Source organism: Nitrincola iocasae, from assembly GCF_008727795.1.
Classification (GTDB): Bacteria; Pseudomonadota; Gammaproteobacteria; order Pseudomonadales; family Balneatricaceae; genus Nitrincola; species Nitrincola iocasae.
Map to the genome: position 1 here is coordinate 2,105,858 of NZ_CP044222.1, position 26,400 is coordinate 2,132,257.

Here is a 26,400-nt window from a genome sequence, read left to right on the forward strand (position 1 = left end):
CTCCAAGTACAGGGAATTGCATCAGGTTCGCTTTCGCGGCGGGCTAATGTAACATATATACGTAATAATGAGCCCGGAAGCCACTGCATGAGCACAAATATTACACTTGATAAAATCGTCGATAAACTGCCCGCAAAATTTAACCCGGAGCAGGCCGAAGGTTTGAAAGCCATTTATCAGTTCAGGATTGCTGATGCGGCCTGTTTTTATCTGACCATTGCTAACAGTCTCTGTAACAGCTGTTATGGCGATCATCCGGACCCCGACATTACCCTACTGATGGATGAGGCGACCCTGATTCGGGTAATTAGCGGCGAACAGGATGGCATGAGCGCCTTTATGAAAGGCCAGCTGCGGGCCGAAGGTAACGTCATGCTGGCCACTCGCCTGGGTAAACTCTTCAGTCGTTGAGTCGTCCGGACAGAAAATGCTCAATCAACTGTCCCGATATGGCAAATGCCGGTGGCAGAGAGGGTAATTTATCGGCAGAGAACCAGTCAGCGGCCAGAATTTCAACACCATCAGGTTGCAGATCTCCACCCGCATATTCTGCAAAAAAACCTAACATCAGCGAGTGCGGAAAGGGCCAGGACTGACTTTTAAAATAGCGAATATTAGTCACTTCAATACCCACCTCTTCACGTACTTCTCTGGCAACAGCCTGTTCAGCTGTCTCACCCGGCTCGATAAAACCCGCCAGGGTACTGTAGCGCCCGGGAGCAAAATTGGCCGCATGTGCCAGCAAACACTGATCACCCTTAGTAATCAGCACAATAATACAGGGCGACACGGGGGGATAGTGTACGTGACCGCAGCCCGTGCACTCCCGGGCTATTTCTTCTTGCGCATGCCGTCGCAGAGGAGAAGCACAACAATGACAAAACTGTGCCTGCTGTTGCCAGCGGGCTAACTGTGCCTTGCGTGATAATGCTGCAAATTCAACCTCATCGACCGCTTGTGACAAAGCTTCACGTAAATTTTGCATAATCCGCCCTAACTTACGGCTTAGTATTAACCATTCTGCTTAAGCCATAGACAATTACCCGCTGATTTTTTATCCAGCAGGGTTAAAAATACCTCATGTGCCTGCAACTCTTCATCAGAAGGTTCTATAACCCTGAGATTAAAATTTTCTGCATTAACCGGGCGTATGCCAACCACGCCATCGTCATCCTCATTATCACCTTCCTGACCCAGCGCAAGCGCCGTCTGCCCCCCTGTCAGCAGCAGATAAATTTCGGCCAGAATCTTCGAATCGAGTAACGCGCCGTGTAATTCACGATCAAAATGCTCGACACCAAAGCGACGGCACAGTGCATCCAGATTATTTTTTTGCCCTGGAAATTTTCTCCGAGCCAACATCAGCGTATCGGTTACCTTCGGGCAAATATCTGCCATCCGCTCGGTATAACCGTTGCGCGCTAACTCCGCATCCAGAAAGCCTATATCAAAGGCCGCATTGTGAATGATCAGCTCAGCTCCGCGCACAAACTCAATAAAGGCTTGGCTGATGGCGGCAAATTTTGGCTTGTCCGCAAGATCGGCATTGGTGATCCCGTGCACAGCGATCGCTTCAGCTTCTATCTCACGATCCGGTTGGATATATTGATGATAAGTGTTACCCGTAAGCCGGCGTAACTGCATCTCAACACAGCCAATTTCAATAATATTATGACCCTGCGCCGGATCGATACCGGTGGTTTCCGTATCCAGGATAATCTGTCTCATCAAGCTTCTCGTCTACCAAATTCATCTACACCACGATTCGCCAAGGTATCGGCTATCTCATTTTCCACATGACCGCTATGACCCTTTACCCAGCACCACTCGACCTGATGCCGAGCGACCTGTTCATCAAGCGCCTTCCATAGATCAGCATTTTTCACTGGCTGCTTAGCAGCCGTCTTCCAACCATTTTTTTTCCAGCCCTTCAGCCACTCGGTAATCCCTTTGCGTAAATACTGTGAATCTGTTGTTAAACGTATCTGGCAGGGCCGTTTCAGGCATTTAAGCGCCTCCACAGCAGCGGTCATTTCCATGCGATTATTAGTCGTATCTGGCTCACCACCATACAACTCTTTCTGCTTACCTTCATAGCGCAACAAGGCACCCCAGCCACCTGGCCCAGGGTTCCCCTTACAAGCTCCATCGGTGAATATTTCCACTAAACTCAAACTGACTTCCCTCTGGCGGTTTTATTTCGTGCGGATGGCTCTGCCACCGGAAAAGGGATAAGTTTACGCGTTTTCCACGCAGGTTTTAATGGGGTAACCCCTGCAACATCCTTGCGAATAAGCATCATCAACACCACACCGCTATAGGTAGGGAAGCGCGACACCCACTTTTCAAGAAAAACCATGCGTTTACGCCAGCGCTCATTTTCCAGCGGTGGACGATGAAAAGCACTGACGCTTTTAAGCTCGGTCAAATCCAGCAAACGTACCCAGTCATTCAAGCGCCAATGACTGAACCCATGAGCCACCCACGGCACCCTGGCACCACGTTTACTGCGTCGACAGATCCCCCAAAAACTGGCGGGATTGAAGCTCACAATCAACATATGGCCACCAGGTCGCAGTACTCTTGAGGCTTCTCTTAGCACCTGATGAGGCTGATCAGCAAAATCCAAAGCATGGTGCAAAATCACAACATCCATGGTGCTATCGGTCAAAGGCAACTCGTGAGGCTGAGCTATGATGGTATGTTCATCCATACCCAGTGCCATGCGCGGACAAAGCATCACCTTATGTGAAACCGGACTCGGCTCATACAGCTTTACCGATGCGTCATAACCTATTTGTACCAAGTGGTATCCAAAGGCTGTATGAATCAACTGATCAGCCATCTGGCGTTCACAGGCCGCTATTTCCTGGCCCAATGGCGAAGCAAACCAGTCTTTCAGGCCTTCGGCCAGGCTCTCGGCAGAAAGGTGTTGTGCTTGACTCATACAGTGTCCTCTGTGGTATGAAATGCAGGTTACAGCAGATTATTTCCCCACTGACTAAACATGCCATGCTTAATTACAGTACAATCGATTAAGGCTAAAGTTTTATTAACCGGAGCATAATATGCTTAATCTGACCCCCATTCCTGCATTCAACGACAATTATATATGGGCAATTTGTCACCCTGAAGCACCTGATTCAGGCGTCATTATAGTAGACCCCGGCAGTGCAGATTGCGTTCAGCAATGGCTTCAGGAAAACAGCAGAAAACTCGCTGCCATACTCATCACCCATCATCATGAAGACCATACTGGCGGTGTCACTGAGCTACAGCAGCAAAATGACTATTGTCCAGTGTACGGGCCATCCAACTCACCTTTTGAGGGTATTACTCAACCTTTGACTGAAGGTGATCTGATTTGTTTACTTGATACGGCTTTTGAAGTCAAAGCTGTACCTGGCCATACCCTTGATCATATCAGTTATTATGCGCCGTCTGCGGGTTTATTGCTTTGCGGTGATACACTGTTCATGGCTGGCTGTGGACGACTGTTTGAAGGCACTGCTGAGCAGATGCAGGCTGCCATGGATTATTTCGCCAGCCTCCCCGATGATACCCGGGTTTGTGCAGCGCACGAATATACTCTGTCCAACCTGGCCTTTGCCCATGCGGTGGAGCCGGAAAATCAGGATATACGCGTCATGACCGAGAAATGCCGCAGTATGCGCGAACAAGACCTTCCCACCCTGCCCTCAAGAATCGGGTTAGAAAAAGCCATTAATCCGTTCATGCGTACCCGAGAAACATCTGTCATTCATACAGTTTATGGTCATAGCGGTGAACATCCGGACTCACCAGCGCAAACGCTGGCGCTGCTAAGAGAGTGGAAAAACAGTTTTTGATTGCGTCTGTGTGTTTGACTGATAGAATGTGCGGTTAAGTTTATATTCAGGTTCGGATCGCCATGTCTAAATTACGCACAGGTTTACTTTCTCTGCTTGCCGCTGTCGTTGTCAGCGGCTGTGCCAGCAGCAAACCCGCACAGGACGTCAGTCGTAATATATATGATAAACATTACGTTGATGAGAAAAGTCTACTGATTTCCAACATACGTATGGGAAATTTATATCGACGTAGCACCCCCTCACAACCACTGGAACCGGTGACTGCCTGGGATCTTACCCGCGAACACCTGGTTCTTGAACCGAATCGAGAAGATATCAGAGTGGCGCGGGAACTGGACTGGCTTACCGAAAATCCAGAGCACCTTACTACCGTCAGCCGCCGGGCATTACCCTACTATCACTATATTCTTGAACAGGTACTTGAACGCGATATGCCTGCTGAAGTCGCGCTGATTCCGTTTATTGAAAGTGGTTACAACCCCTTTGCCGTCTCATCAGCAAGAGCAGCGGGCCCTTGGCAGTTCATTCCCGGCACGGCTCGCAATTTTGGTCTGGAAAGTAACTGGTGGTACGATGGCCGTCGTGACATTGTTGCTTCCACCGATGCCGCCCTGAACTATCTGTCGATGCTCAATAAAATGTTTGAAGGAGACTGGCTGCTGACCTTTGCTGCATATAATGCAGGTGAAGGAAATGTGCTGCGTGCCATAAAACGTAACAGCAAAGCCAATCAGCCCATTGACTACTGGTCATTACGTCTGCCCGGTGAAACCATGCGTTACGTTCCAAAATTGCTGGCTACGGCAATAATGATACGTGATGCAGATAGCCTGGGTGTTGAGTTAGAGGCCATACCTGCTGAACCCTACTTCACCGAAATCGATACGGGTGGACAACTCGACCTGTCTCAAGCAGCCGCACTGGCTGCAATAGATTTGGATGAATTGAAACGTCTCAATCCAGGCTTTAACCGCTGGGCGACAGCACCGGAAGGCCCTCATCGTCTGCTGGTTCCGGTTGATCAAGCCGATCAACTCCAGAGCGCACTAATTTCATTACCCGCTGAACAAAGGGTAAATTATCAACACTATACAATTAGTGCAGGCGATACATTGGGTGAAATTGCGCAGCGATACAGCACTACCGTTTCTGCCCTGCAACAAGCAAACAAACTAAAAACTACCAGAATTCGCATCGGTCAGACCTTGCTTGTTCCGTCAGACAGCACCAATATAGCATTCGAAACCACAAGGTCTGAATCAGGTTAAGACGCTATGATAAAACCCCTGCAACACACTACGCGCATTACGGCAATCATTCTTTTATTTAGCCTCGGCAGTTGGAGTTTTGCAGACACATCCACCACGCATGGCATCGCCATGCATGGTGATCTTAAATACCCGGCTGACTTTACCCACTTTGATTATGTCAACCCGGATGCCCCAAAAGGTGGCCGTGTTGTGCAATCTGCCGTCGGCAGCAGCTTTGACAGCTTTAACCCGTTCATAGTCAAAGGCACACCCGCTGAAGGTATCGGTCTACTGTACGATAGCCTGACTACCAAATCTGATGACGAGCCATTTTCTGTATACGGACAGCTTGCAAAAAGCATAACCCTGCCAGATGATCGCAGCTGGATCGAATTTGAACTACGTAAAGAGGCTGTATTCAGTGATGGTGTGCCAGTCACAGCCGAAGATGTGGTAAACACCTTTCAGTTACTACGTGAAAAAGGCAGTCCATTTTATCGTACTTACTATGCTGATATCACCCTCATCGAAGCACTCGATAGCCACCGGGTTCGCTTTGAGTTTGCTGAAACAGAAAACCGCGAATTAGCGCTAATTGTCGGTGAAGTACCCGTACTGCCTAAACACTTCTGGGATCAGCGTGATTTTGAAGAGTCTGGTCTGGAAATACCTATCGGCTCAGGCCCCTATCTACTGGCCAGCTATGATCCAGGACGTACCATTACCTATAAACGAAATCCAGATTATTGGGGTCAAGACCTGCCGGTACAGCGCGGTCGCTATAACTTTGATGAATGGGTTTTTGATTATTACCGTGACGGTACCGTTGCACTGGAAGCCTTCAAGGCAGGCCAGTATGACTTCCGCACCGAATATTCAGCCAAGAACTGGGCAACCGGCTATAACGGTTCAGCGCTGAATGAAGGACGAATGATCAAAGAAACCATCGAGCATGAAAACCCCACCGGCATGCAGGCTTTTGTCATGAATACCCGGCGCTCACTGTTTGCTGATTCCCAGGTGCGATATGCCTTGGCGCACGCCTTCGATTTTGAGTGGACCAATCGGGCTATTTTTTACGACGCCTACAAACGTAGCCACAGCTATTTTTCCAACTCGGATATGGCCGCAGATGAATTGCCAAGTGAACAGGAACTTACGATACTTGAGCCAGTGAGAGAGCAACTCCCTGAAGCCGTCTTTACACAGGTTTATCGTGCACCACAGACAGATGGAGGCGGCAATATTCGCATCCAAACACGTAAAGGATTGCACCTGCTGGCTGAAGCTGGCTGGACCCTGGATCAGGGCGTATTACGCAATGAACAAGGCCAACCCTTCCGTTTTGAAATACTCATATTCCAGAATAACCTGGAACGTTTGATCTCGCCGTTTATCCGCAACCTGGAGCGCATGGGTATTCAGGCCAATATTCGTGTCGTGGATATTTCCCAATACATTAATCGTCTGCGTGATTATGACTTTGATATGATCGTCGGCAGCTTTGCTCAGTCAAATTCACCAGGCAATGAGCAGCGTGAATACTGGCACTCCTCCAGCGCTGACCGTCCGGGAAGTCGGAATTTGATTGGTATCCGCAATCCAGCCATTGACTATCTGGTGGACCAACTGATTCAGGCCCCTGACCGTGAACAGCTGGTCTACCGAGCCAGAGCACTTGACCGCGCTTTGCAATGGAACCATTATGTTATTCCGCATTACCACACAAACGCATACCGTATTGCCTACTGGAACAAGTTCGGTATACCCGATATTCGCCCAAACCATGCAATAGGTTTTGATACCTGGTGGATTAAACCCTGATGGTCGCCTACATTGTTCGACGTTTACTGCTGATTATTCCAACGCTGCTGGGCATATTGCTACTAAATTTTCTAATTGTACAGTTGGCACCCGGCGGACCGGTTGAGCAGACCATTGCGGACCTGCAAGGCTTTGGGGACACTACAGGAGAGCGTATCGGCAGCGGTTCGAGTTCAGATATGGCCTCGACACAGTCGTCAGAGGGCACTGGCTACAGGGGCGCACAGGGACTGGATCCTTCGCTAATTGCTGAAATTGAAAAAATGTATGGTTTCGACAAGCCTGCACATGAACGCTTTGTGAAAATGCTGATCAGCTATATTAAATTTGATTTTGGCAGTAGCTTCTACAGCAATAAAACCGTGATGGAGCTGATCATTGAAAAAATGCCAGTGTCTATATCCCTGGGTCTTTGGACCACTCTGATCGCTTACCTGGTATCGATACCCCTGGGCATTCGTAAAGCTGTCCGTGATGGTACTGCATTTGATATGTGGACCAGTAGCGCGATCATTATCGGCTATGCAATCCCCAACTTTTTGTTCGCCATTCTGTTGATCGTGCTTTTCGCCGGAGGCACCTATTTTGACTGGTTTCCACTGCGAGGACTAACCTCCCCCGATTTTGATGAAATGACACTGCTACAGAAAATCGGCGATTACTTCTGGCATCTTTCGCTCCCGGTACTGGCTTCTGTAATTTCCAGCTTTGCGACATTAACCATGCTGACCAAGAATGCATTTCTGGATGAAATTCACAAGCAGTATGTACTAACCGCAAAGGCCAAAGGCCTGAAAGAAAACCGTGTGCTATATGGTCATGTCTTCCGCAACGCCATGCTGCTGATTATCGCCGGAATGCCCGCAGCACTGATCGGAATATTTTTTACCGGCTCACTGCTAATCGAAGTGATTTTTTCACTCGACGGACTAGGGCTGCTGGGCTACGAGGCCGTAATCCGACGCGATTATCCGGTAATTTTCGGCACCCTGTATATCTTCACTCTGGTCGGTCTGTTACTCAAACTGGTGAGTGACATCACCTATACACTGGTCGACCCGCGTATCGATTTCAGTAGCAGGGAGGGCTGATCCATGACACCAATTATGCGCCGCCGCATTGATGCGTTCCGCCGTAACCGTCGCGGCTTCTGGTCGCTGTGGATTTTTCTGGCATTATTTATCTTGTCTTTGGGTGCTGAGCTGATTGCCAATAGCAAGCCAATTTTGGTCAGTTATCAGGGCAGTCTCTATTCACCCGTTTTAAATAATTATTCTGAATTGGAGTTCGGAGGAGAGTTTGATGCACCCGCCGACTTTCGTGACCCCTATATACAATCGCAGATTGAAGCCGCGGATGGCTGGATGCTTTGGCCAGTCATCCGCTATCACTACCAGACCATCAACTACGATTTACCTTCACCAGCCCCCTCTCCGCCCTCATGGGAAAACTGGCTGGGTACCGACGATCAGGCCCGTGATGTCATGGCGCGAGTGATCTATGGCTTTCGTATTTCGATTGTCTTTGCCTTGGTGCTGACACTGGCCAGTTCCGTTATCGGTGTCGCCGCCGGGGCCGTACAGGGCTATTACGGCGGCAAAGTCGACTTATTGTTTCAGCGATTTATTGAGATCTGGTCAGGTTTACCGGTGCTGTTTCTGCTGATTATTCTTGCCAGCCTTGTTGAGCCCAACTTCTGGTGGCTACTGGGGATCATGTTACTGTTTTCCTGGATGCAGTTGGTCGATGTAGTGCGTGCAGAATTCCTTCGAGGACGCAATCTGGAATATGTCCGCGCTGCCAGGGCACTGGGGCTAGGCAACTCGACGATCATGTTCCGCCATATACTACCCAATGCCATGGTAGCCACCTTGACCTTCATGCCATTTATCTTCAATGGCTCGATTGTGACACTGACAGCTCTGGATTTTCTCGGGTTTGGCCTGCCACCCGGTTCACCCTCACTGGGTGAACTGATCGCTCAGGGCAAAGAAAACCTGCATGCCCCCTGGTTAGGGCTATCCGCCTTCTTTACCCTGGCGCTAATGCTGACCTTGTTGATTTTTATCGGCGAAGCGGTACGGGATGCCTTTGACCCACGCAAAGTCAGTTGAGCTTAACGATGCTGCGCATGTAAACGCACATAAAGACGTCGGGTTACCTTAGCTACCAGGGTGCCCTGCTGGTCACGAATATAGACTACAAATTCAGGAAAACACTTATCACCACCAGCAGTCATTTCACGAATTTGATGCAGTTGCGCTTCCTCAAGATGAAATTCAGCTGTCAGGCGGCCAATTCCTGGTGAAATAAAATCAATATCGGCTGACTTATCCCAGATAATATAGCGCTCATAGCCCAGGCAACCGAATAGTAACAGGGCGTAATAAGGATCGGTCATAGAGAAGAGACTACCGCCGTACTGGCTGGCATTAATATTTTTAGTCCAGGGGCGCCACTTTAGATCCACCCGTGCCGAGCGAAAGTCAGGACTGATGGACACCAGCTTGATGCCACTGAAAAACAGCGGTGGCCAGAGGTTCATCACCCGGCGAAACAGGTTAGGATTACGGAACAAAAACGCTTTCATACTTGGCATACCACTGGGTAAATAATGGCATGCTAGCATCTGATCCACAGGTTACGTATAACAAAAAGCGTCAGATTGACTGTACAGAAAAATCATATCCCGGCAGGCATTCAAAGCCCGGTTTGGCAAAATAGTAACCCTGCATCAACTTAACCCCTTGCTGGCGGAAATACAGCATTTCAGCTTCAGTTTCAATGCCCTCAGCCAGCACAGTGATTCCAAGCTTGGCACACATACCGATCAGGCCCTCAACAATAATCTGTTTGACCGAATCGGTATCAATATCACGCACCAGTTCCATATCAATTTTGAGTATTTTAGGAATGAAACTGGCAAGCATATTCAACCCGGCATGACCGGCACCAAAATCATCCAGCGCGGTAATAAAACCCTGCTTTTCATAATGTTTAAAGATATTAGTCAGGTGCGCGCGATCATATACAAATTCGGACTCGGTAATTTCAAACATGAGTTTTTCAATCGGAAAACCGGTTTCCCGAGCCGCAGCCAACGTACTGCGAATGCAATGTGCAGGTTCGTAAACGGCATTAGGCAAAAAGTTAATACTTAATACCTTATCCAACCCCAATTCACTGGCCAAATGGATAGCCTTAACCCGACAAGCCTGATCAAAAGCATAACGATTTTCATCATTGATCCGACTGAGAATACTATAAGCTGACTCAGCCTGCGGACCTCGCACTAAGGCTTCATAGCCAAAAATCTCACACGCTTGCATATCCACAATGGGCTGAAATGCAAACGTAAACTCAAAACCCAGCGGCACAAAGCAATAGCCACAACCGGGTTTTATCAAGGATTCAGGAAACTGAGTAGCCAATACAAGGCTCCTTTTCAAACAAAATTCAATTTGAATATATTAGCCTTAGCATAGCAAAAAATCAGTTAAACTGAACCCGAATAGTGTTTAACCTTGATTTGCATCATCCAATGGTCTGAGGTTATTTTACGGTCTGACTGGCTCGCGTAAAGCCCATCAAAGAAAGTTCCAGTACCAGTGTCTGGTCGGTATTGAAAGGGCGAAAACCCACCTTGGCAACGCTGCCCGAACGAAGTGCTGTCAAACGGCTTTCGTCCAAAGGGATTGCTACCAGACACCCTTCCTGAACACAGGTCAAGAAGGGTGCGCTAAACTCTTCACCTTCATCAACCTGCATCACCACCCCTGGACGTACATCCAGTCCCAGCGGCATAAGCAGTTGCATGATCAGTTGATTATCCAGCTTGCTTACCGTCGCTCTTAGTAGTCGGGTATTACCCTGTTCATTTTCCATGTTCAACACTTGCTGTATTTCACAACGTTCCTGGCCCTGAACCTCGGCGCAGATACCGACCCAGTCCTGATACGCTGTTGTTTGAGGTGTTTGTGCAAAAGTAACTGAAGAAAGAAACAGGGTCAGCAATAGTGATGAACGAAGGATATTCATTTTAATCATGTTAACTCGCCGTCGTGGTAATAATTGAGAAATTTATAGTGACAGAAACTGAGCCGTTCTGCCAGAACCTATCACGAACCTCCTTGTTCGCTCAGGCCCCATCTCCTGTCACACGCGAGTCTTTAAAGGGAAGACAAAATTTATAATTTAGTCTAGTTGTGAATCAACTGAATGTCCTGAACAAAAAATGAACGTTCCATCACTATGTTAAGAGATTAATGAACCTGGTCATCATCTGCCGGTTGACTGACCGACGTAATCCCTTGTTTCAGCATCGCCAAGCTTTCAGTCCGTGAAAGTGATGTCAGATGTGCGTAAATGGGTGCTAAATAATGTTGATGACGTATCTGTAAAAAGAGCTCGTCAGAGAGATTGGCAAAACGCTGTTCATTGACAACATAGCACCCCGTCACATTTTGTACTTTATTACCCACACGAACCTGCATGTTCAATGGTGTAAATAAATTGTGACTTTTCAGAAACCGGCAAAAAGTTTCTGTAATCACTTCCATCTGTTGTAATTCGCCAAGGTAGAGTTTGACCTGTTCAATCACCTCAGCGGGTTCACCAGATTCGGAAAACAACGGCTTACCTTCATGAGTGCTGATAAGTTCAGCACCTTCATCAATACACACAGTAAACATCTCATCTTCCCCCAGACGAGCCAACGCAAACGGATAACGTCTAATCACAGCGGGAATATAGGATGCTTGCCAACGCCCTTCCTCAGTTACGAACAGATTTTCATTCTGCTCCAGTCCTAACAAGGCAACCGGATAGAATTTATCCTGGGCCGGGTCTTCGAGAAACACTATCGGATATATCGCGGACGCACGGGCAAACTCATGCACCATAACCGCTGCAACGTGCACGTCGGCTGCAAATTGAAAGCCATTGATAGGCTGGATACGCAACGGCTGATGTTGTTCTTTGTTCAGTGGAACCAGTTTCTTAAACATAGGTAGGTCTCTGATCAATTAATCGTGATGGAAATTCGTTAGGCTGAAATCCGCAAGGTTAAAGTGGGTCAATGCTGCAACTTAGGCCTGCAGGAATATGCGAATCAGGATTAGGTAATGATAAACGCACCCGAAAAGTACCACTACCGGCGTCAATGACAGGATCAACTGCAATCACTTCAGCATCATGCACTGTATCCAAGTGCTGCAAAGACACCTGATACCTGTCGCCGGGAACTACCTGGCCAAACTGGTCCAGTGTCATCACCGCTTCCACATACAGAGGATCCAACTGTACTAAGCGAAAAATATGACTCTTTTGGATCAAGTCGCCAACATCGGCATAGCGTTCAACAATAATACCGGAAAAAGGGCTTACTACCCGGCGTAGCTTCAATTGCTCTTGTTGGACCGTTAGCTCAAGACGCGCCAATTGCTGTTCAGTGCGGATATCATCGACTTCCTGAGCAGGTATCAGGTTACCTGATTGCAACTCCTGAACACGTTCCAGACGCCGACTGGCATAATCTTCACGAGCACGCTGCATGGCGATCATCGCCTGCTCTACTGAGAGGTCAAGCTCAGCCAATACAGCCCCGCGTTCTACACTTACCGAACGATCTGCATAAACCCTGGCTAGTACGCCCTCTACAGGAACACCCAGTTCGGCATCCAATGAAGGTTCCAGCAAACAGCTCAGTACCGATAACTCAATTGCCTGAGCAGGTGCCGCGATTGCAAACGCACATAGCCAGGCGCCTATCGGTGGTTTAATCCAACGCATGTTTCACTCCATTTTACCGGTAAAGGAAAGTGACCGGCGTAAATTAAATTCGGCCTTAAGTAACTTGGCACGGATACGCCGATGCAAACGCTCAAGCATCCATTGAGCCGATCGGTAATAGGCACGAGCAACCCACCCAATCAGCCGATTTTCAGGACTAGAACGCAACAACAAACGCAGTAGACGATTCAGAGGCGGTAGCCAGTTGCTCACCAGTTCATCTTCCAGGGACAATATTTCCTGCCAACTTCCGGGTTCACCCTGCCGGGCACAACGCCCAATTAGTTGTCGATCGATGCGCTGGTTGTCATGCAATTCAGTAATCAGTACATGTAAACCACCCAATGCGGCTACACCTGCCTGTAGTTTGATATCTGTCCCGCGTCCGGCCATATTGGTTGCAAGGGTGACGCGACCACGTTGGCCTGCCTCAGCGATAATTTCAGCCTCAGTCTCATCCTGACGTGCGTGCAGCACTTGATGTTCAACCCCGCCGTATTGCAGACGTGCCGACAAGGTATCAGCCGCCAGAATCGAACGGGTGCCAACCAGTATAGGTTGTCCCCTGAGTTGGCATTCAATTATGCAGGTTTCTATTGCCAGCCATTTTTGCTCGGCGTCGGCAAAAATCTGACTGGGGACTTGTACACGCTGGCTGGGTTTATGCGGGGGGATACGGATCATCCGCAGGTTGTACACCCGACTGATCTCCCCGGCAATTTCACGACAGGTACCCGACATTCCGGAAAGTTGTAGAAAACGACGGAAAAATAACTGAAAGCTAATTTTCGCCAGAGTAATTCGAGGCGGTGTCAGAGACACATGCTCTTTTGCCTCGATCAGCTGTTGCATCCCTTTTTCCCAGGAACGATCCGGCATAATCCGACCGGTATGCTCATCAACAATCAACACCTTATCGTCGCGAACAATATAATGAACATCCCGTTGAAAACGGTGTAACGCACTGAGCGCCTGCAACACAGCCTCTTCTCGCCGAAAACGGTTACACCATAGCCCTTCGGCATCAGCCGTCAGTTGTTCCAGCAGTTGGCGGCCTGATAGCGTCAGGTCAATTAGCTGGCGGTTTTCACTGTATTGAAAGTGTTCAGCTTCTTGTAGCTGTCGGGCAAACTCAATAGCGCTGACATAAAACGTCTCTTCTTCTACTGAACCACCAGAGGATGAAATAATCAGCGGTGTGCGCGCTTCATCGATCAGAATACTGTCCACTTCATCCACGATAGCAAACTGCAATCCCGGTAACAGTACTTGTTGCTGCCAGTGGCCAGTGTATGCATCCAGGAGCATTTTAAGTGGTGACACGCGATCATCCAGAGCTATGCGATCCTTGAGGTAATCAAAGGTCAGCGTTTTTCCGGTGCAGTAAACGATATCAGCCTGATACGCCTGGCGTCGTTCAGCAGGTCCAGCATCCTCAAGCACCCAGGCCGTGGTCAGTCCCAACCATTCATAGAGTGGCTGCATTTCGGTTGCATCCCGCTGAGCCAGATAATCATTGACCGTCACCACTTGAACTTGTCGGCCCGACAATGCTGCCACAGCGGCTGCCAGGGTAGCAGTCAGAGTTTTGCCTTCACCAGTGTTCATCTCAATCAGAAAACCCTGCACTAAGGCGTGGCCACCACGTATCTGTACATCATGATGGCGTAATCCCAGCGTCTGTTGCGATGCCATTCGGACCAAGGCGAAGGCCTGAGCCAGAGACGACTGCTGCAACCCCTCCCGACGCAATTGTAAGCGCACATCACATAGGGCCTGTTGCAGGGCTTCAAGCGTTGCACCCTGCAGATGAGTTTCACACGAAGCTACAGCCTGCACAAAAGCCTTCTGTCGTGCCTCATTCATCAGGATCAGGCGTCGGAATAGCGTTGCCCCCCGATCCCATAGGCGCACCAACCAAGGATCTTCATGCCAGTCGGTACGTTGCGGATACTGAACTGTACGTGTTTGTAATGCATACATGGGATCAGATTCCGAAACGACGAATAAAAAGGTCACGCAGGCGGCGGTATATCTGCCGTGCCGCTGACTCATCCGTATGTGCAAAGCGAACGTAGACACGCCCCCCCAAAGCTTGCACTGCAAAGTTTTCAGGGTGCAGCAACTCCAGTTCAAACAGAAATACTGGATTGAGTGTTTGGGGCTGACTTCCCGGAGCAGCGTCAGGACTCAAGCCAATTTGTCCTCCTCCTTGCAATGACAGTGCCAGGCTTGGCAGATCACGCGTGGCTGCTGGCACAGCTCGCAATATTCGAAGTGGGTGTGACTGATGTACTGAGTCAGCTGATCGCATAGCTATATTGACACTGTCACTGCGAATACGGTCAACATCAGCCTGATCAACAGCGACTAGCAGGGTAAAATGTGTAGGGTCCAACAGATAACCAATAACATCACCTCGATGGTACCAGCGACCCATAAAGTCATCAGGTGACGACATAACAAACTCACCTGCATGTGGACTACGGATTTCGAACGCATCAATACGCTGCTCTAGTGTAACGATACGCTGCTCAACATGCTGGCGTTCTTCCAGTAGATTCTGCGCCAGGACTCGGTCTGTGCCTCTTGCCAGTAACAACTCGGCATCCACTTCAGCCATACGTGCCCGTGTTTCTTGAAGTTCAGCAGGCAAAACAGGCTCATCACAATAAAGCAACGGCTCATCGGCTTTAACAAATCCAGGCTGGTGTAATAGCTGCTGGCCGAAACAGTCGGTCCGTGCGCGGACCTGCGACTGTTCCGACATCCACACCACTCCCTCGACAAAGGTTGCCGAGGGCAAGGGTAACACCCCGACCAGCCATACCAGCAAGGTAACCACCGTAAAGCTGATCAAATACAAGCGAGGACGCTTTTCACTGATCAGTGGATCGCTATAGGCAACCTTGATAGTTCGACTCAAGGGCAGCAAAATCATCAAAAAGAATGCATAAGCCGCCAGTAACACCCCAATGACAAAAAACTGGGAAGCAACAAACAGCAGAATCATCCCGACAATAAACATCCGATATACAAAAGACAACAGCGCAAAGCTGATCAGCCAGGCAGGCTCTCCTGCTGTTACCCGTGGCGGCTGTATGCCTCGATCAATACGTAACAAGTAACGTTTCAGTAAATAACCAAAATACTGATTCGCTTTGTTCCCCAGATTGGGAATTTCCAGCCAGTCACTGAAAATGTAGTAGCCATCGAATCTTAATAATGGGTTCAAGTTGAATAATAGGGTTACCACACCCGCAAGGATGACAATATCGTGCAAAAATACTCTCAACAATCCTGGCTGTGTCCAGGTCCAGAGCCACAGAGCAATACTGGCAACAAATAACTCAATCATCATTCCAGCCGCACCCACCAGCATGCGCTGGTATTTGCTCTTAAATGCTATGGCGTGACTGGCATCAACATAGGGAATCGGGACCATCACCAGAAACATAAGTCCCATTTCATGGCACTGACCGCCAAACAGTTTGATCGCAATACCATGACCCAGTTCATGGATTGCCTTAATCAATGGAAACACCAGGATCAGGGTAAAGATATACTCCGGGGTAAACACCAGTCGGGTCAAGTCGCCGGTCAGCTCTGGCCAGTGCAGTGCTGCCAGACTGATACCGAATAGCAAGGTGATTAACCAAACCGCCAGCAACAACGGGCGCGCCCAGACTGGAATATGACCCACCAGGTATCGCAAAAAACGATCCGGATCAATCAACGGCATCCTGAGTGCCAATGGATTGGCAATGTATTGCTTAAGCCGATTGCGTCGTGCTTTGATCGAACGTTCACTGAGTTCTTCGATATCAGGCGTACGATTGCTGGTCAGCACTCCGATCTGGTTCAACTGAGTCATCAACTGCAACACCTCATCCTGACTCGGCGCGTCATCTTGTAGCTGCTCAACGGCCTGCTTCCATATTTGATCAAGCGTGGCTTGCCCATCCACCAGCGACAGGATGCAATAGGCTGTCGCATTCAGTCGCAAAAATTTCCCGCTGGCCAAATCCTGAATAACATGCCAACGCTGACCTCGATAGACGTGTCGAAAAATCCGGGTTTGTGTGCGTAACCGCGGAACCAGATCAGCCAAGCGATACCAGGATGCCGAAAAAAGAGATGACATCAGCGACCCAACCACTTCCACAATTGCAGACGTGACCAGTCCACCAAAGTCCGCGTCCAGATCCAGATTAGTCGTTGCTGACTAACCTCTACCTTAGCCACACCTTCCATACCAGGACGCATGGCAGGTAACAGCTGTGCAATTTCGGCTTCAACGCGAAACAGGTTTTTACCATCACGCGCTTCGGCTACGGGTGTCACTCGAATCACCTCAAAATCGATTCGGACCTCAGGAAAAGCTTTCAGTACCAACTGCCCTTTTTGCCCCTCATGTATGTGAGCCATATCGGTTTCTGACAAATCCAGCACCAAACGATACTCATCCAATGGTGCCAATTCAAACAGCACTTGTCCTTTAGTAACGGGTAGTCCCAGATCTTGAGACAGATCTCCCCGGGTGATCAACGCAGTAAAAGGCGCACGGATCTGAGTACGGTTTAGCAGTGAGCTGGACAATGCCAATTGAGCTTCGGCTTGTTCGATTTGCGCTGCTGCTACCCGTGCCTGAGCTGTATCCCGCTGCGCCTGAGACAAACGCATCTGGCGCTCAAACTGTGCCAACTGGCTTTGCCAGCGCAGTTGCTCAAGGCGCAGATCTCGGTCATCCAACTCGGCCAACACCTCGCCTTCTTCGACAGTCTGACCCGCCCGGTAGTGAGCAGCCATGACATAACTGTCAAATGGGGCTGACAGGGAGCGATTCAGTGCTCCCTCTAAACGAGCATCGGCAGATAAACGAAAAGTACCTTCAGCCAGCACGAAGAATGTACTCATTAAAATCAATAGCAGTACCAGCAGCTTGGTACCCAAGTAACGTGGTCCAACCAAACGTTTCCAAATATGCTTAATACGCCTGCCTAGATAGCTAAGTAAGGACAGTTCAGATTGACGTTTTTCCAACAGCACACGCCCAACTACACTGGCAATGGATTCTGCTAATTCCGGCTGTCGTTCATCGGGAACTTCGGCCCATTCGAAACAGATGGCACCGTAATTTTCAGTATCCGTCATGAAGGGTACCGTCAATACCGTGTGATTACCCTGTTCACGGATCAATGCCTGATGTGCACTGAATGTATCCAAGCTAGCCTGTTGCAGTGGCCAGCACAGACTGTGCCCCTGGTCTACGGCCTCATTCATGGCGCTTTCAATGCTCTGCACCAGGTCAATTCGCCGGGTAAATTCAGCACTATTGGAAAGCGTTACCATACGAACGCTGCGCCCGGAACCAAAACCCAGCGCTATCCGATCGCAGTCCAGATTCACGGCGGCCTGCGACAACACAGCCTGGCAGGCATCCTGTAATGACTGCCCCCCAACAGAGGACATCAACAAATCAAGCAGAACCATCAGGCGCTCGCTCAGCTCACTGTCGCCAGCATGCTGATAAGTCTCGGTACGTGTCAGTATCCAACCCAGGCCCCACTGCAGCCATTGGCGTTGCTCTACCGACAGACTCTTTGCCGTCAGACCAAATACCCCCAGTAATGCATCTCCCTGCTGAATGGGTACCACCCAATGAATAACAGATTCACTGCGCTGGCTTAATGGACGACGTAACTGCATCACCTGTTCACACAGACGCATCAACGCCGATGAACAAGGCGTATGCGGAGGATGTGTCACGACTGGCTTAAACGGCCCCTGATCTGCGGGCCCTAATACCAACACGGCCTCATCAAGACCAGTCAGTTCCTGACGCAGTAATGCCAACCAACGCACAAAAAAGTCTGACTCAGATGCCTGTTGCAGCTGTCTGAGCCAATCATTGGACGTTTCTGTGGCAACGATGTCAGAGTTTGACTTCACCAAATCTGGCTTCATATTCTTTCAGCCCCATCTCCAGCAGTACTTTGAGGCGCTTCGCTGCATGGGGTGTCAGCAGAATACGATTGGATAGTTTTACACTCACTTCGGTCTGACCTGTTTGCCAAGCCTGATTGGAACCGAACAACAACATGATCTCCTCACGCGTACCCATGACATTGCAGACATTGGAGTAGTGGGTCTGCATTTCACTGTCATCCCAGTGAATTTTGGGGGACTGTGCTGGACTCGCTTCTGCGGCTGTTTTCAATTCGTTTTCATCACTCATTCATTCATCCCCTTCGGAGCGGTTATATAGTTGTTGTTTCAGCATTATCTTCAGCTGCAGTGACCTCAATCAAGATATCGACCCATTGAGCCTCTTCAGTCTGAGGATTCTGCATGCTCAGTCGTACCACCAAAGGTGAACTGCTCAGAGGCAGGCTACCAACCAGTCGCAATGAAGGCCCCTTACCCAGCAGTTGCAGTGTATCCGGTAATGGCGACCCGTCAACCAGCGAAACACCAATCAACTCTGCATCGCCCAGTATTCGACCCAGCAAGGTCTGGAACGGCTTATCCGCACTAACCTGCATAGCGACAGGCGCCACCAGGGTACGTCCACCCGTTGAGTGGGTTGTCAGACTGGCAAATCCGCTTTCAGCAGGCAGAACCGACAGCGTCATACCATAGCTGGTATCAGGATCTGACTCGACAACCGGTGCCAGAGAGACCTGTAAAGGACTAGGCTGTTGAGACGCTGCACCCTCTGTCAAAGGGTTACCACTGGTGTTGTTCTCTGTTCCAGGAAGACGCAGATACTGTTCTGGATCGGCAATCGGCGTACCCACCAGATAACCGTTACCCATCAAGCTAACATTGCCTGGACGTTGTAGATCATAGCTAGTGCTGAAAAAGCTGAAATCGGGTACCAACCCAGCCAGCCGCTGGGTAAAGCCATCGACGCTCTGCTCATAGATCAACCATCCACCCTGAGCCTGAATTGCATCAGCACCCTGACCCGTCTGGTTGAAAAATTGATTACCCGCCGACAATATCACTGGACGCAATCCAGTCGCGTCAGCAACTACCGATTGAGTCAGCCTGAGATCCTGCTGAGCACGTATCCAGACATTATCAGCCTGAACACCATCCGTCAGCACCTGGCCAACTTCCAGACTCCCCAGACCCGCAAACATTAGATCACCGCCCAGGTCCGCCGCCAAAACTGCCACCTGATTAGCATTTTCGGTACGGAAGAGTGTTGTAGAAGCTGTATTCAGCGCATTCTGCGGCTGCGTCAGCAGCGCATCCCCACTTGCCTGCAATTGCAGCTGATTAGCAGTAATCATTCCAGCGGTTGCCGTGCGCAGTAAAGAGCCATCTGCAGCGTTTAAACTGACACGTCCTTGCTGTCGAGAACCCGTGGATAGCTGTTGTGCGAGTTGCAGATCCCCGCTACCACTAATCCGCAGGTTTATATTCCCACCGGCGGTGAGAATGCCATCCGTTTGCCCCTGGCTCTCGCTGTGTCCAAGACTGGTGATCACCCTGTCAAGGGTAAAACCGCTCTGGTTCACTAACTCGAAGTCGGCATGAGTCTGCGACAACCGCACCGCCACACGGTTTAGTTGATTGCCGGCATGACTCAGATCGCTGCTCTGGGCCGCAACCAGTCTCAAGGCGTCGGCGCTGATGGCTGCATTGCCTGACTGGACACCACCTTGCAACGCTTGCAGGGTAATCACACCAGCGGTTTGGTCAGCATCCAGCGCTTGCAGCAGGGTCAAATCACCTTCGACACTGCGAAGGGTAATATCTGTGGCCGCTGTGATGCCCTGCACCCCAGAAACCGTATCAATCTGCAAGTTTCCAAGGTTGGTATAACTGGCTCCCGCTGCAGCACGTGCCGCCAGTGTTGTCACACTGTTCTGGGTATTTTCCAGACGCAGATCGCCCACACGGGAAATCAGTTGCAGACCCTGCGTCAGAATTTCACTACCACTGTCGAGCAGTTGGCTGATGCTGGCAGCCGCCAGTCGGACAATGCCAGCAGTCGTTGTTGTGCTGATACCCGCATTCAGTGACAGTGCCTGATCGACATCCAGATCGATTACACTGCCCTGACCTGCGTTCATGCCACTGAGTGAGGTGACACTCCTATCCAGCTCACTGCTGCTATTAACAGCATTAACCTGACTGATCGCCAGATCATCACCGCTATGCGCAATAAACTGACTGCCAAGACTCTGAGAGGCCAACTGAGCGGCACTGGCGATCTCGATGCGCTGGGTTTCTGTGCCTATTTGACCGCCACTACTCAGCAACACCTGACCGGCTGTCGCCAGCTCTGCCTGAGTACCGGTCAGAGTATTGGTACCAATAGCCCCACCCGCAACCAACTGCAGCGTCCCGGTTGCAGAGGTAATTGTCGCGCCATTGATGTCAATATTGCCTGTGCCCGCTGTGCGCAAATCAACATAACCACTGCCATTGGCATTCAGCGCTGACACCACACGAATATCACCGCCCTGAGTGGTCAGGGTGATATTACCATTACCCTGCTGTGTAATCAGTCCAGCAAGATCAGTGACCGCACCACCGACTAACTGAGCCGAATTCAATGCATTCACTTGACCCAATATTATTGGATCTGTACCGAGACTGCGCAGCCAAATGCTGCCATTACCTGCCGTGGCTGCCAGGGTATCGACACCGGATAGTTCGATTCGATTCTGTTGAGAACCTATCGCACTGCCCGCCTGTAGCATTACAGTGCCAGTAGTGCTCACCTCAGCGCTAGCATCGCTGGTGGATTGCGTAGTAATACTTTGCCCGGCCAACAGCTGTATCTGTCCGCTGCCACTGCTGATCGAAGCAAGCTGACCAGACTCCGGCACAATGGCTAGATTTGACGCTGTGCCACCGGCACGCAAATCGATATTTCCACTGCCAAGCGTCATCACATCTCGTGCTACCGTCAAGGTGCCATTGACTGTCGCCAGGGTGATATTGCCACCCTCAGTTGCCTGAGCGCCTACTTGAGTGCCGCCAGTAATGAGAGCTTCGGATAGCCCGGTGACACTACCAAGCGTCATCGCCTGGGCATTGAACACGGTTATATCCTCATTATCAGCATTCACTTTGGCAGTTAATGTACTGATTTGATTGGTTTGATTCTGTAGCAACAGGCTACCTTGGTCAGCCAGCAGCACCGCTCGCTGTGCCCGTAACTGCGAACTACCTTCAGTCGCACCCTGTAACAAATCTCCCTGTCTGACAACAACTGCCAGTGTGCCACCACTGGCGCCAGTGGCGCCACGCAGACCATTTCGATCTGACTCGGTGGCATTCACTTGTCCTTCCAGACTGGTTGAAGCGGTATCAGCACGATATTGATCAATCGACACTCCGTCTATCGACAGCGTCTGAGCATTGCTAAATTCCAGCCCGGCGCTGCCAGTAAAATTGCCCGCCAAGGCGTCGACTTCATTATCACTGTGTAACGCTGAAATGCCCGTAGTAGCTGATAACCAAAGGTTAGCAGCACGAATAATGGCATTATTTTCCTGAATAATACGTCCACCACCGGTCACCAGGCTGACTTTGCCACTTTCAACGAAAACATTTTCTGACTGGCGTAAATCACCGGTATCCAGCAGCACTTCAAGCTGTCGACCACCGGTCAGGGTAATACCTGTGGTTGTCTGAGCGGTGGGGGTGGTCAGAACCGGATTACCCGCATAATCGATAGCATCCAGCCAGAGTGATTCATTTTCTGTAATCTGAAGTGACTGGTTGTTACGCAGTGTGACATCACCTTCCACCTCGGCGGAGAAACCTGCAATCTGGTTACTGGCAGTCGCTATAAACTGACCTGCGCCCAGCAAATTAAGTTGATTGGCTGTAATCAACCCTTTGGCCACCAACGCTCGTTTATCCAAAGCATTCGCTACCAGTGTCAGCAATCCATGCTGGGTTGAATTGGGTTGACGTTGTACGGTCAGCGCCGAATTAATAACCATATTGGCCTGATAGTCAGTGCCATGGGCATCACTCAAAAACGTCACATCATCACGGAAAGTCGTGGGGGCATTAACCTGAATCTGGCCGGTCAGATCACTGCGGCCCAAGGTGATCGCTTCAAAGCCGCGGGTATCGCCACCAGCGACCACCAGACTGGCAGGTGCAGCGGTAAAGTTGATCCGCAAGTTACTGCCAGAAATACTGACAGTGGCCCCTTCATGTCCACTTAACCCTTGAATTGCCGTCTGAATCTGATCACGTAAAGCTGTCAGGTCAGTGGTATAGGTAATGGCCGCGGTTTCCTGCTCACCGATAACCAGAGTGAAAGCACCACCAGCATTACCCTGTATAGAGAGTTGCTGAACATTGGTAGACACATTACTGGCTGTGACCACCGGTCCTGGCAGAAACACCCCTACGGCACTACCGTTAAACCAGTTCTCGCCTAAATAAAGGGTACTGACCCCATTTAGTTCGGGGCGAACGCCGGCACTACCCAGGTGGATATTGGTGTCGTCATGCTCGGGGCGAATCACCAGGTGACCACTGCTGGACACCTGCAGACGCTGATCCGAGGTGTTGACGAACTGCATGGAGTCACCGATGAAGACGATATCTCCTGCGGCGGTACTGCGGTTCTGATCCCGACCAATGTACATGGCATTACCAGCAGCATAGATGCCATAGCTGTTTTCCCCTTGATCAGAGGTTTTGCCACCCGAAGCGCCCAACAGCAGAATATTACCAGACTCGGAAATCACACTGGTATTCAGGTCTTCCATGCGAATACCATGGTTCTCCTGAATAAAGTTCTGGTTGCCACCACCACCGCGCCCGGTTAACTGTATATCACCTGTCTCGGTACGCAACAGCACCCCGGAAGACAGCATCAAGCCGTTATAGCGGGTACCACCGCTTGGATTCACCACGGCAGACGCATCACCTTCGATAATCAGATTACCGCTACTGGTCGCCAGCAATGAGCGCGCGGCACTACCTTCACCAATAATAACACCATCTTTATTACCGGCATTGGTCTGGGTAGTAACACGCCCAATCACCTGTATATCATTACGGCCCGACTCAATCCGTGTCGCCGCACCGGCAATACGCACCCCGGCACCGGCCGATTGCACCAAAGGAGCTCGGCCACTAAGGTTAATCAGGCCATCAGCGGTATCACCTTGACTATCGAGCTGGACGTTCTGTAAGTACACCCCATCGGTGCGGCTGTCACTGTCACCGGCAAAACCAACAGCAAAACGATCGACATCAGCATTATTGACAACACCCGTATTGACCTGATCACTTACGCCACCCAGATAGATATTGCCTCCATTTGAATGAATCGCGGCTTCCAGCATGATAACAGCACCGCCTAATGCACTCTCATCGACATAGGGGTTCAGGATCACATCCATCCCAGCGGCTCTTTCTGCAACTATTTGCTGATTCAGAATTTTGATCGAACGGTCGGAATTGATCACCAATGATTCCGCCGTATTCATTCCACGAATATCAAAGGTATCCTGCACATAGTCGGTGTAACCAGTGACACCGGATACCGTGCCGCCGTTAATATTAATCACAGTATGTGCTGCATTCAGCTGTAATTCGGGTGTACCCAGTGTCGATCCGGCGGTGATCACCGCCCCCGAGGGTGACAACAAGTTGATCACGCTGGCATTCAGGGTGATTGCCTGTGGACCGAGGAAATTCAACTGCCGTAACGCGGACTGGCCGTTGCCACCGACAAAATTACTGGTGTCACTACCAAGTACTATCGCTCCTGCCGCGGTACCTCGAGTATCCAGCGTCAGTGTCTGCGGCCGAAGTAACTGGTTAACAGCTGCCACGCTGTAGATATCTCCGTCAATGCGGATATTCCCCCCCAGCCCGGTGAAACCACCATCAGATTTCCCCTGTGCGCCCAGGGTGACATTAGCATCACCGGCGGCCAGCAGCAGGTCCTGTTTAAACAGTATATTGCCAGAGGTATAAGGCCCTATGCCGCCTACTGTTCCGGTGATTTGGGTACTGACCGGGTTGGATGTACCCAACTGGGCATCTTTCCAGAAAGTGACGCTGCCACCATTAGTCGCCAATCGACCATTAATAAAGGCTGTGCCAGTGCTAGGTGATGTTGTACCAAACTCCAGGTGCAATCGCCCGGTGGTAGCAGAAATATCGATACCGGTGTTCAGGATAATACCAGCGCCTGCAGCAAACGTCAGGCTGGCATCACCACCTGCCGTTTTAGAAATATTGGCGGCAATAGTGATGTTGTTATCGGCCTGAAGAGTAACGTTACTACCGGTATTGAGAGAATTCTGTATGGAGGTGTTACTCACACTGACATCGCCAGTGCCACCACCATTCCACGGATCGCCGCCAGGACTGACCACGGTAATATTGGCAGGGTCAAGTAACCACAAACCTCCCTGACCCTCAGGGGCGGACACATCCACCTCACCCGTCACACCCAACGCACCGCGACTGGAGGTTTCCACTGCACCGCCTTGACCTTCACCGGCACCGCGTGCTGAAATCACACCTGCATGTGTAGTGACTTCTGAAGACCAAAGCACTACTTCTCCACCTTCGCCATTCACAGTAGCATCAGCTGCTACTGTTGACCCCGTATCAAGATGTACCTGACGAGCTTCAGCAATCGCAGAGTCCTGCCCTTGCCAACCACCGCCCAGATAGACCTCGCCACCAGCATTGGCACCATTGGCATCCAGTTCACCACTGATCAGGACGCGATCCCCCGTAGCACTGATAAAGCCACCACTCTGACCGGACTCAAGACCGCTTGCTTCAATCCTGCCCGCCAGCAACACATCGCCCTGCCCCCCATCAATAATGATGCGCCCTTCATTTTCAGCCACTGAATTAGCACGGATAATACCCGTCTGATTGACAGCAGCCGCCAAGGCACCGGTGGCCTGTCGACTCTGAATGAGAACCTTGCCACCGTCAGATACCAGCACACCGGTGTTTTGAATTGCGGCAGTTGCGGTTTCGCCATCCACCCGAATACCGATCAGCCCGCCTGCCGTCAGTTCTACACGCGCCTGCTCGCCAGCCAGCAACGCCACCGTGCCTTCCGGGGCTTCGATGCGTCCGCTATTACTGACCTGATCAGCCGCCAGAATTACGAATCCACCACTTCGGGTGTGAATCTGTCCCTGGTTGATCACCTGTCCACCGGCTGACATCTTATCCAGTTGCAGATTACCTTCGACAAAATCCTGATCAGCAATATCCTGACCCGCTGCCATCAAGCCACCGACATCCACGCGGGCCGACTGCCCGAACATGACGCCAGCCGGGTTAGCAATGATCACATTACCATTGGCATTGATCTGACCATGAATCTGGCTGGGATCACCGGATGTGACCCGGTTCAACACGGTAGAGCTTGCACCAGGCTGATGGAAGTTTACAGTCGCCTGACTACCCACGTTGAAGCTGTTCCAGTTAGTAATCATGTTCTGCGTGTTCTGTTGAACATTCATCACATTACCCGCCTGGGAAATAGCCCCTTGCCCATTAACTATTTGCCCCCCATTGGGTAATTCATTGGCATCTGGTGCAGCGATCACTGTCATCGGTGATATGGCCGAGGCAATCAGCAGTGGCAACAGTCGGGGGGTAAAAGCCCAAACTGATGCGTTGTATTTTCTATTCTTTTTCATTGTCTGTGC

The 26,400-nt window shown here is 50.3% G+C and carries 20 protein-coding genes; 6 read left to right on the forward strand and 14 right to left on the reverse strand.

Going from position 1 to position 26,400, the window contains the following annotated elements; genetic code table 11:
* The first annotated feature begins 87 nt into the window (after positions 1-87).
* Positions 88-411, forward strand: coding sequence for an SCP2 sterol-binding domain-containing protein (locus tag F5I99_RS09820; RefSeq protein ID WP_191905829.1), 324 nt, complete (start codon positions 88-90; stop codon positions 409-411).
* On the opposite strand, the gene nudC is transcribed toward F5I99_RS09820, so the two are convergent.
* The 4 genes from nudC to F5I99_RS09840 are packed head-to-tail and all read right to left on the reverse strand — an operon-like array spanning position 401 to position 2,947.
* Positions 401-985: an NAD(+) diphosphatase gene (gene nudC / locus F5I99_RS09825; RefSeq protein ID WP_151055545.1), complete on the reverse strand. Its 585-nt coding sequence runs from the start codon at positions 983-985 to the stop codon at positions 401-403. The genes F5I99_RS09820 and nudC overlap by 11 nt on opposite strands.
* 26 nt (positions 986-1,011) lie before the next feature.
* On the reverse strand, positions 1,012-1,728 hold the full coding sequence (dnaQ, locus tag F5I99_RS09830) for a DNA polymerase III subunit epsilon (RefSeq protein WP_151055548.1): 717 nt from the start codon (positions 1,726-1,728) through the stop codon (positions 1,012-1,014).
* Positions 1,728-2,174, reverse strand: coding sequence for a ribonuclease HI (gene rnhA, locus F5I99_RS09835; protein WP_151055550.1), 447 nt, complete (start codon positions 2,172-2,174; stop codon positions 1,728-1,730). The genes dnaQ and rnhA overlap by 1 nt, the downstream gene beginning before the upstream one ends.
* The gene (locus F5I99_RS09840; RefSeq protein WP_151055552.1) at positions 2,171-2,947 is read right to left on the reverse strand and encodes a class I SAM-dependent methyltransferase; all 777 of its coding nucleotides are present in this window, start codon (positions 2,945-2,947) and stop codon (positions 2,171-2,173) included. Before F5I99_RS09840 ends, rnhA begins: the two co-directional genes overlap by 4 nt.
* Before the next feature lie 121 nt (positions 2,948-3,068).
* On the opposite strand from F5I99_RS09840, the gene gloB reads away from it, so the two are divergent.
* From gloB to F5I99_RS09865, 5 genes are all read left to right on the forward strand, one after another.
* Positions 3,069-3,848, forward strand: coding sequence for a hydroxyacylglutathione hydrolase (gloB, locus tag F5I99_RS09845; protein ID WP_151055554.1), 780 nt, complete (start codon positions 3,069-3,071; stop codon positions 3,846-3,848).
* Positions 3,849-3,910: 62 nt separating this feature from the next.
* On the forward strand, positions 3,911-5,119 hold the full coding sequence (locus F5I99_RS09850) for a transglycosylase SLT domain-containing protein (protein ID WP_151055557.1): 1,209 nt from the start codon (positions 3,911-3,913) through the stop codon (positions 5,117-5,119).
* 6 nt (positions 5,120-5,125) lie between these two features.
* A complete protein-coding gene (locus F5I99_RS09855) occupies positions 5,126-6,925 on the forward strand; it encodes an extracellular solute-binding protein (protein ID WP_151055559.1) in 1,800 nt (599 codons plus the stop codon).
* Positions 6,925-8,016 carry a microcin C ABC transporter permease YejB gene (locus F5I99_RS09860; protein ID WP_151055561.1) on the forward strand — a complete coding sequence of 364 codons (1,092 nt, stop codon included), beginning with the start codon at positions 6,925-6,927 and terminating at the stop codon, positions 8,014-8,016. Before F5I99_RS09855 ends, F5I99_RS09860 begins: the two co-directional genes overlap by 1 nt.
* A gap of 3 nt (positions 8,017-8,019) precedes the next feature.
* The gene (locus tag F5I99_RS09865; protein ID WP_151055563.1) at positions 8,020-9,039 is read left to right on the forward strand and encodes an ABC transporter permease; all 1,020 of its coding nucleotides are present in this window, start codon (positions 8,020-8,022) and stop codon (positions 9,037-9,039) included.
* A 2-nt stretch (positions 9,040-9,041) separates the two neighbouring features.
* Here F5I99_RS09865 and F5I99_RS09870 read toward each other — a convergent pair whose 3' ends face one another.
* The 10 genes from F5I99_RS09870 to F5I99_RS09915 all read right to left on the reverse strand — a co-directional run bounded on the left by F5I99_RS09870 (position 9,042) and on the right by F5I99_RS09915 (position 26,391).
* The gene (locus F5I99_RS09870; RefSeq protein ID WP_151055565.1) at positions 9,042-9,515 is read right to left on the reverse strand and encodes a DUF4442 domain-containing protein; all 474 of its coding nucleotides are present in this window, start codon (positions 9,513-9,515) and stop codon (positions 9,042-9,044) included.
* A gap of 70 nt (positions 9,516-9,585) precedes the next feature.
* Positions 9,586-10,356, reverse strand: coding sequence for an EAL domain-containing protein (locus tag F5I99_RS09875; RefSeq protein WP_151055567.1), 771 nt, complete (start codon positions 10,354-10,356; stop codon positions 9,586-9,588).
* A gap of 121 nt (positions 10,357-10,477) precedes the next feature.
* Complete coding sequence (locus F5I99_RS09880) at positions 10,478-10,972, reverse strand: invasion associated locus B family protein (protein ID WP_151055569.1); 495 nt, start codon at positions 10,970-10,972, stop codon at positions 10,478-10,480.
* Between the two features lie 215 nt (positions 10,973-11,187).
* Positions 11,188-11,931: a SapC family protein gene (locus tag F5I99_RS09885; RefSeq protein ID WP_151055572.1), complete on the reverse strand. Its 744-nt coding sequence runs from the start codon at positions 11,929-11,931 to the stop codon at positions 11,188-11,190.
* A 58-nt stretch (positions 11,932-11,989) separates the two neighbouring features.
* Entirely contained in the window at positions 11,990-12,715 is a 726-nt protein-coding gene (locus F5I99_RS09890) for an efflux RND transporter periplasmic adaptor subunit (RefSeq protein ID WP_151055573.1), read from the reverse strand.
* A 3-nt stretch (positions 12,716-12,718) separates the two neighbouring features.
* Positions 12,719-14,698, reverse strand: a complete 1,980-nt coding sequence (locus tag F5I99_RS09895) for a preprotein translocase subunit SecA (protein WP_151055574.1) — start codon at positions 14,696-14,698, stop codon at positions 12,719-12,721.
* 4 nt (positions 14,699-14,702) lie between these two features.
* Complete coding sequence (locus F5I99_RS09900; RefSeq protein WP_225307367.1) at positions 14,703-16,859, reverse strand: PqqD family peptide modification chaperone; 2,157 nt, start codon at positions 16,857-16,859, stop codon at positions 14,703-14,705.
* On the reverse strand, positions 16,859-18,682 hold the full coding sequence (locus tag F5I99_RS09905; protein ID WP_151055575.1) for an HlyD family efflux transporter periplasmic adaptor subunit: 1,824 nt from the start codon (positions 18,680-18,682) through the stop codon (positions 16,859-16,861). Before F5I99_RS09905 ends, F5I99_RS09900 begins: the two co-directional genes overlap by 1 nt.
* Positions 18,651-18,953, reverse strand: coding sequence for a DUF3467 domain-containing protein (locus tag F5I99_RS09910; RefSeq protein ID WP_151055576.1), 303 nt, complete (start codon positions 18,951-18,953; stop codon positions 18,651-18,653). The genes F5I99_RS09905 and F5I99_RS09910 overlap by 32 nt, the downstream gene beginning before the upstream one ends.
* A 22-nt stretch (positions 18,954-18,975) precedes the next feature.
* Positions 18,976-26,391, reverse strand: coding sequence for a filamentous hemagglutinin N-terminal domain-containing protein (locus F5I99_RS09915; protein WP_151055578.1), 7,416 nt, complete (start codon positions 26,389-26,391; stop codon positions 18,976-18,978).
* Positions 26,392-26,400: the final 9 nt, after the last annotated feature.